Annotated in this window: 4 protein-coding genes and 1 pseudogene; 2 read left to right on the top strand and 3 right to left on the bottom strand. The window is 67.1% G+C overall.

What is annotated here, in order from left to right; all coding sequences use genetic code 11:
- A pseudogene (locus U9978_RS06745) lies at positions 1-1,199 on the bottom strand (transcription-repair coupling factor); the annotation flags it as partial.
- 240 nt (positions 1,200-1,439) lie between these two features.
- On the bottom strand, positions 1,440-2,684 hold the full coding sequence (locus tag U9978_RS06740) for a glycoside hydrolase family 26 protein (RefSeq protein ID WP_322760177.1): 1,245 nt from the start codon (positions 2,682-2,684) through the stop codon (positions 1,440-1,442).
- 431 nt (positions 2,685-3,115) lie between these two features.
- Here U9978_RS06740 and U9978_RS06735 point away from each other — a divergent pair, with 431 nt between their 5' ends.
- Positions 3,116-3,907 (top strand): glucose-1-phosphate cytidylyltransferase, encoded by a 792-nt coding sequence (locus tag U9978_RS06735; RefSeq protein WP_322760189.1) that lies wholly within the window; start codon positions 3,116-3,118, stop codon positions 3,905-3,907.
- A 24-nt stretch (positions 3,908-3,931) separates the two neighbouring features.
- Positions 3,932-5,218 carry a DUF4910 domain-containing protein gene (locus tag U9978_RS06730; RefSeq protein ID WP_322760188.1) on the top strand — a complete coding sequence of 429 codons (1,287 nt, stop codon included), beginning with the start codon at positions 3,932-3,934 and terminating at the stop codon, positions 5,216-5,218.
- A 55-nt stretch (positions 5,219-5,273) separates the two neighbouring features.
- On the opposite strand, the gene U9978_RS06725 is transcribed toward U9978_RS06730, so the two are convergent.
- A complete protein-coding gene (locus U9978_RS06725) occupies positions 5,274-6,506 on the bottom strand; it encodes a hypothetical protein (protein WP_322760176.1) in 1,233 nt (410 codons plus the stop codon).
- Positions 6,507-6,570: the final 64 nt, after the last annotated feature.

Below are 6,570 nucleotides of genomic sequence, written 5' to 3'. Positions count from 1 at the left end.
GGGCGCAGGCTGGAGACGACGGAATCCTCGTCGAGGTCCTCCTCACCAGCACCAGCACCAGCACCAGCACCGACACCGACATTGAACGGGCTGACCGACCACCACGGCAGGCCGATCTCGGCAGCGCGCTGGCGGACCTGCGCGATTGATCGGTAAGCAGCCGCGCCGAGGTCGATCGGGGCACTGCCGCCGAGCGCGGCCGTGCTCCAGGACGCCTCCAGGAACTCCTGGCTGGTGCGCACCAGTTCGGCGGCGCGGGCACGTACCCGCTCGGGGTCGCACACCAGCACGTGCGTTCCGGCGGGCAGTTCATCGAGCATCAGCACCATCCGGTCGGACAGCACCGGCGCGAGCGCCTCCATGCCGTCGACGGGAGTGCCATCCGCGATCTTGTCGAGGATATCGAGGATCTCGGGATGCTGTGCGGCAAGCGCCCGGGCCCGGACCCGGACCTCGGGCGTGAGCAGCAGCTCCCGGCATGGCGGCGCGAACAGCCGGTGACGGCCGCCGTCGCCGTCGCCGGTATCGGTCAGCGCCCGCTGATCAGCCACGGAAAACGGCCGGATGTCCTCGACCTCGTCGCCGAAGAATTCAACCCGCAGCGGATGTTCCTCCGTGGGCGGGAAGATGTCGAGGATGCCGCCACGGACCGCGATCTCGCCGCGCCGTTCCACCAGGTCGACCCGGTGGTAGGCGACTCCGACCAGCTTTTCCACCACGTCGTTGAGATCGGCACTGTCACCGACCTGCAATGACACCGGTTCCAGGTCACCGAGCCCGGCGACCTGCGGCTGCAGGACAGCCCGGACCGGCGCGACCACGACCGACAGCGGCCGCTGGCCGGTGCTGTGCGGATGTGCCAAGCGCCGCAGCACGGCAAGGCGGATGCCGACCGTGTCGGCCCGCGGGGACAGCCGTTCGTGCGGCAGCGTCTCCCAGCTCGGAAACACCGCGACCGAGGCCGGATCCAGCATGCTCGACAGCGCGGCAGCAAGATCATCTGCTTCTCGACCGGTCGCGGTCACGGCGAGCACCGTCCGACCGCCCCGGCCCGCGAGTGCGGCAGCGGCGAACGGCCGCAGCGCAGCCGGCGCCGACAGGTCAAGCCGGAGCTCACCGACCGAGGCGAGGGCACGGGCCAAGGCCGGATCAGCGCCCGGGCTGGCCGTCAGAACGTCCAACAGCGGGGCGAGGGTCATAGGTGCGTCCCGAGCCTCTCGACGAACGGCGCAATCTTACAGACGGACACGACGTCGCAAACCCGGTCGCTGGCCGCGCACCGGAGCGTCCTCACGGAGCACCTCGCGACGCCGGCGCGCGAGGCGTTATGCCCAACCTTACCCGCCGAGGGATGCCCCACCCCGGTGGCCATGCTCCGACCACCGGGCAGTGGCCGCACCACAACCCTCCTGACCGTGGGTTCCCTCGTTCGGACGTCGCTACCACAGGCGCTGGTACTCACGGGCGGCCAGCGGGTTCACGGTCGGATTGATCAATGCTGACCGGACGTCACCGACCCTGTCCTCATTGAAATATGCCTCATAAGCAAGTATATCGGCATTATCAACAAATACCTTGTACATCTTCGCGACGAACAGGGCGTTGTCACCGCCGGCCTGGCCGAGCGGCCCGGCCTGCGAGCCCTCCTTCGCCACCACCCCCCACTCTGGCACCGAGAACAACTTGTTGTGCAGCCGGGCGAAACGGACCACTCCGCACAGTCCGTCGAGACCGTTGCACTGCGCATCAAAAGTCGCAGGGTCGACACTCGGCGGATAGTGATCGTAGGCATCTATGCCGATGACATCGACATAGGCGTCCCCCGGATACAGCTCGAACGCGTCAGCCACGCCGACCGACCCGTGCGCGTGGAGGTTCCAGTCGAGGCGAACCTGTGGGTCGGTCCGCCGAATCGCGGACGCGGCATGACGGTAACACCTGATCCACAAAATGGGGTTGACCGCGGACCACGCGAACCACCCGCCGTTGAACTCCCACCCCAGCCGGACGAACGAACTGCCGCGCCCCTTGGCCACCAGCCAGAGTCCGAAATCGCGCCAGTAGCCGTCGTAGGCGCCCGCGGCACAGTCCGTCAGGTTGCCCCTTTCCGGTCCGGACTCCGGGAACAAGGGCTGGGTGATGACCCAGGTGCCGGGGAATCCGGCAAAGTGGTTGCGGTCTCGTCCGATCCCCGGGCGGACGATCGTGTGCCAGCTTGACCGGTCGGTGTAGGTGACCACCACGTCGTTGGGCCGACCGCGAAATGTCGCCCACGCGTTCGCCTCGGCAAGCGTCCCGGCGGCCACCCCGCTCGGGAACGGGCCGAGATGAGTCGCGGGCGCGACCCGTGGCACCGCTGCTGCGGCAGCGTCATCTCCGGCGACCGCGGTTCCCGCACCCGCACCCGCTGTGGCCGTGGCGCTGGCCATAGCCGATGGGCTGACCGTAGCCGACGTCATGGCCGGGGCCGACGTGCCCAGGCCGCCCGCGGACACCGGTGAAGTGCCTGGCGGGTCTGACCCGGCCTGGTGCGCTCCGGTCGGGGTCAGCCGCCAAGCGGTCAACGCGAGGACCGCGGCCATGACGACGCCGACGACGGGAAGCAGTCGTTGGTCCAGCCGACCACGCCGCACCCACCCACCCCCCATACCGTCAGGGGTCTCCGGGTGCCCGAAAAAATCCATTATCGTGCACCCTTTGCCCATTTTATGATCTTCAATCACGCGATTACGGATCGTCAAAGATCATCGCAGTCAACGAAATCTTTTAATGTGACCTCGGATACCTCGCGAACTGTAACGAAGGGGGTCTGACGGACGGCGGGCAGCCCATCCGAGGCCGCACCGACGCCCGCGCCGGCGCCCGCGACAGCGCCCGCGACAGCGCCCGCGACAGCGCCCGCGACGATCAATATTGCCAACCGATCGTGGCGTCCGTCGCCCACCGCGGCCCATCCCGGTGAGCGTCGCCAGGAATACGGCCGACGCCGCGCGGGAACAACCGTGCCACGTATTCCCCTCCGGGCAGTCACCGGGTCGATCACGGGAGAAAAGAAGAAGTCGTGACAACCGATAAAAAACCCGTCGATGAAGAACGATCAGTTACATACTGTTACATGCCGGATATTCCGGTCGTCATCCTGTGCGGCGGCATGGGCACCAGGTTGCGCGAGGCGAGCGAGAAACTTCCCAAACCACTGGTCGACATCGGTGGCAGGCCGATCCTCTGGCACATCATGAAAACCTACGGACATTACGGATTCCGCCGTTTCATCCTGTGTCTCGGCTACAAGAGCGACTCGATCAAAAACTACTTCCTGAACTACCGCGCGCAGGTGGCCGACTTCACCCTGCACCTCACCGACGACCACACCCCGCGGTTTCACAACGCAGCCGGCGACGAGGACTGGGAGGTGACCTTCGCCGAGACGGGCCTGCTCACCGGCACCGGGGCGCGACTGGCGCGGGTTCGCGACTACCTGACTGAGCCCAGATTCATGCTCACCTACGGCGATGGGCTCAGCACGGTCGACCTCACCGCCGTACTTGCCGACCATGAACGCGCCGGCCGGATCGGCACGGTGACCGGGGTCCGGCCGTCCAGCCGTTACGGCGAACTCGCCACCGTCGCCGACACGGTCACGGGATTCGCGGAGAAACCACCGTCGTCCGGCTGGGTCAGCGGCGGATACTTCGTTTTCGAACGTGAGTTCGTCGACGGCTATCTGAACGACGACCCCGACCTGCTCCTCGAACGTCGGCCGCTGCAGCGACTCGCGCACGCGGGTCAACTCACGCTGCATGCTCACGAGGGCTTCTGGATGGGTATGGACACCTACCGGGACTGGACCGAGCTCAACCAGCTCTGGGACTCCGGCGCCGCGCCTTGGCGCGTCTGGAAGCACTAGTTCGTGCCGCGCATTCCCGGCGAGATGAGCAGTGCGCTCGGGGCACGCCTGTACGACCTGGTTGCCGAGCTCGCCCCCGCGATGCGCAGCATCACCGGCGACGGTGTGCGCGCGACGCTGGCCACGGTCCGGCGGGCACTCGGTCCGGCCGTCCCCTTCACTGTGCACGAGGTTCCCACCGGCACGCCGGTGCTCGACTGGACGGTGCCCAAGGAGTGGAATGTCCGGGAGGCATGGCTCGCCGGCCCGGACGGCCGGCGCATCCTCGATGTCGCCGACAATCCGCTGCACCTGCTGAACTACAGCGCACCGACGTACACCCGCCTTGCCCTCCCCGACCTGACGCCGCACCTGCATTCATTGCCCGACCGGCCCGACTGGGTGCCGTACCGCACCTCCTACTACCGCGAAACCTGGGGTTTCTGCCTGCCCGACCGGCAGCGGCGCGAGCTTCCCGATGGTGAATACCAGGTGCACATCGATACGGCACTCACCGACGGATCACTGACGTTCGCCGAGATCCTCCTGCCCGGTAGCGACCCGCGGGAATTCCTCCTGACCACCCACGTCTGCCACCCGGGCATGGCGAACGACAACGCCTCCGGTATTGCGATGACGACGCTGCTCGCCGGGGCACTCGCGGACCGGCCCCGGCGCCTGACCTATCGGCTCCTGTTCATCCCCGGAACGATAGGGGCGATCACGTGGCTCGCCCACAACCGCGACGCCGTCCAACGCATTGAGCACGGTCTCGTGCTGACCGGACTCGGCGACCGAGGGCAACCGACATACAAGCGCAGCCGACGCGGCGATGCGGACATCGACCGGGCCTCGGCGCGGGCACTGAAAGAAATGGATCGACCGCACCAGGTGGTGGATTTTTCGCCGTACGGGTATGACGAGCGCCAGTTCTGCTCGCCCGGTTTCAACCTGCCGGTAGGCCGCTTCGGCCGCAGCCAGCACGGTGAGTACCCGGAATACCACACATCCGCCGACAACATGGACCTCGTGACGGCGGAAAGCCTCGGCGACTCCTTCGCGATCATCATGCGCATAATCGAAATCTGCGAACGGGACCGGACCTGGACCAGCACGTCCCCGTTCGGGGAACCGCAGCTGGGACGGCGGGGCCTGTACCGCTCGATCGGCGCCACCCTCGGGCGCGAGGCCGTCGAGATGGGCCTACTGTGGGTCCTCAACCTCGCCGACGGCACCCACAGCATGCTTGACATCGCCGAACGTGCGGACCTGTCGTTCGACACGGTTGCGGACGCGGCGGACGCGCTCGCGGCGGTAGGTCTGTTGACCTGACCTGACCAAGTGCCCGGATCCGGACCCGGACCGGACCCGGACCCGGACCTGGGCATCACCAGACGTCGCGCGCGAACCAGGTCACCAGGAGCAACCCGAGGTAGACGACAACCGGGCTGAGCAGACTGCTGGACAGCACCGTGAAGAAGACCAGTACCGCACCGGAGAGGACGAAGGACGGGGATCCGCGCACGAACGCCAGCACGACGAGTGCGAGGAAAGCCGTCCCGCCGACGAGGCCGTACTCCAGGACGAGCTTGGGCAGCATGGCGTAGTTCAACGGCAGGCCGGTGTTCTGCATGAACTGGTCGGCGTCACGGTCGGACCAGCCCGGCCCGGAGCCGAAGAGCACGGTCAACGGATCGCCGCCGAGCCGGTCGAAGGTCCGGGTGTAGGGCTGGACGAAACGCAGGCTGCCACTGGAACTGCTCGTGGACGTCTCGGTGGCGCGCTCGGCGAAGACATCCGCAGCCGGCGTGAAGCTCACGACGGTCACGACCAGCGCAATACCCGCCGCCGCCGTCATCGCGAAGCGAGGTCCCTTGTGGACCGCGAGCAGCACAAGCGCGGCGGCCAGCAGGATCACCCCGGTGCCCGAGACCGTGGCCAGTATCGCCACGACGAGTAGCAACAGGCGCCACCAGCGGACACCCCGCAGCACCGAGACGACAAGACCGATGGCGAGGAACTGCGAGCAGAAGGACGGCTCCAGGCAGACGAACCCGTTCGCCTTGTACAGGTCGGCGCCGTAGGCCACTGGATACGAGGTGTTGAAGTTCCGCATGACCAGGTCGGGTGGGAGAATACCGCCGATGATGTCGCTGTAGTGCCAGCCCGCGAGCTGCAGACCGAACTGCGCCACCGCGAGTCCGGCCAGCACCGCCGTCATGATCGCAAAACGGTCCAGTACCCGGGGGAACAGCGTCGCCGATACGTCGGCGCGAAGGCCGTAACAGAACGGCGCATAGGTCACCACCAGCAGGAGCAGCGACGTCAACGAATTGTCGTCAAGGCCCCGGATGAACGCGACCAGCGCCGCGCTGACGCACGCCGCCATGGCGATCAGGTAGGCCCTGGTTCGGCCCATGTTGGCCGCGAGATCACACCGCGCGAGCAGGACCACGGTGCCGCCGAGAATTCCCGGCAGCATCAACGGCACCTGGGTGGAACCCACCGGGACCGCCAGCCGCTGGAGAAAGACCTCACCGAACAGCAGCACCGTCAGCAGCCGTAGCGTCCGGCGGTCGGCGGCGGGGTCGGTCACCGCCGCCGCCGGCTCAGGGATCACCCAGTTCCGTGGAATGCGGGTTGTCAAACTTGTTACCACAGACGGCCATCCGGCTTGGTCCGTG

Origin of the sequence: Protofrankia sp. Cr2 (assembly GCF_963555885.1) — a bacterium.
Lineage (GTDB): Bacteria > Actinomycetota > Actinomycetes > Frankiales > Frankiaceae > Protofrankia.
The sequence above is the reverse complement of the archived record's forward strand: the minus strand, read 5'-3'. Positions and strand labels throughout refer to the sequence as shown.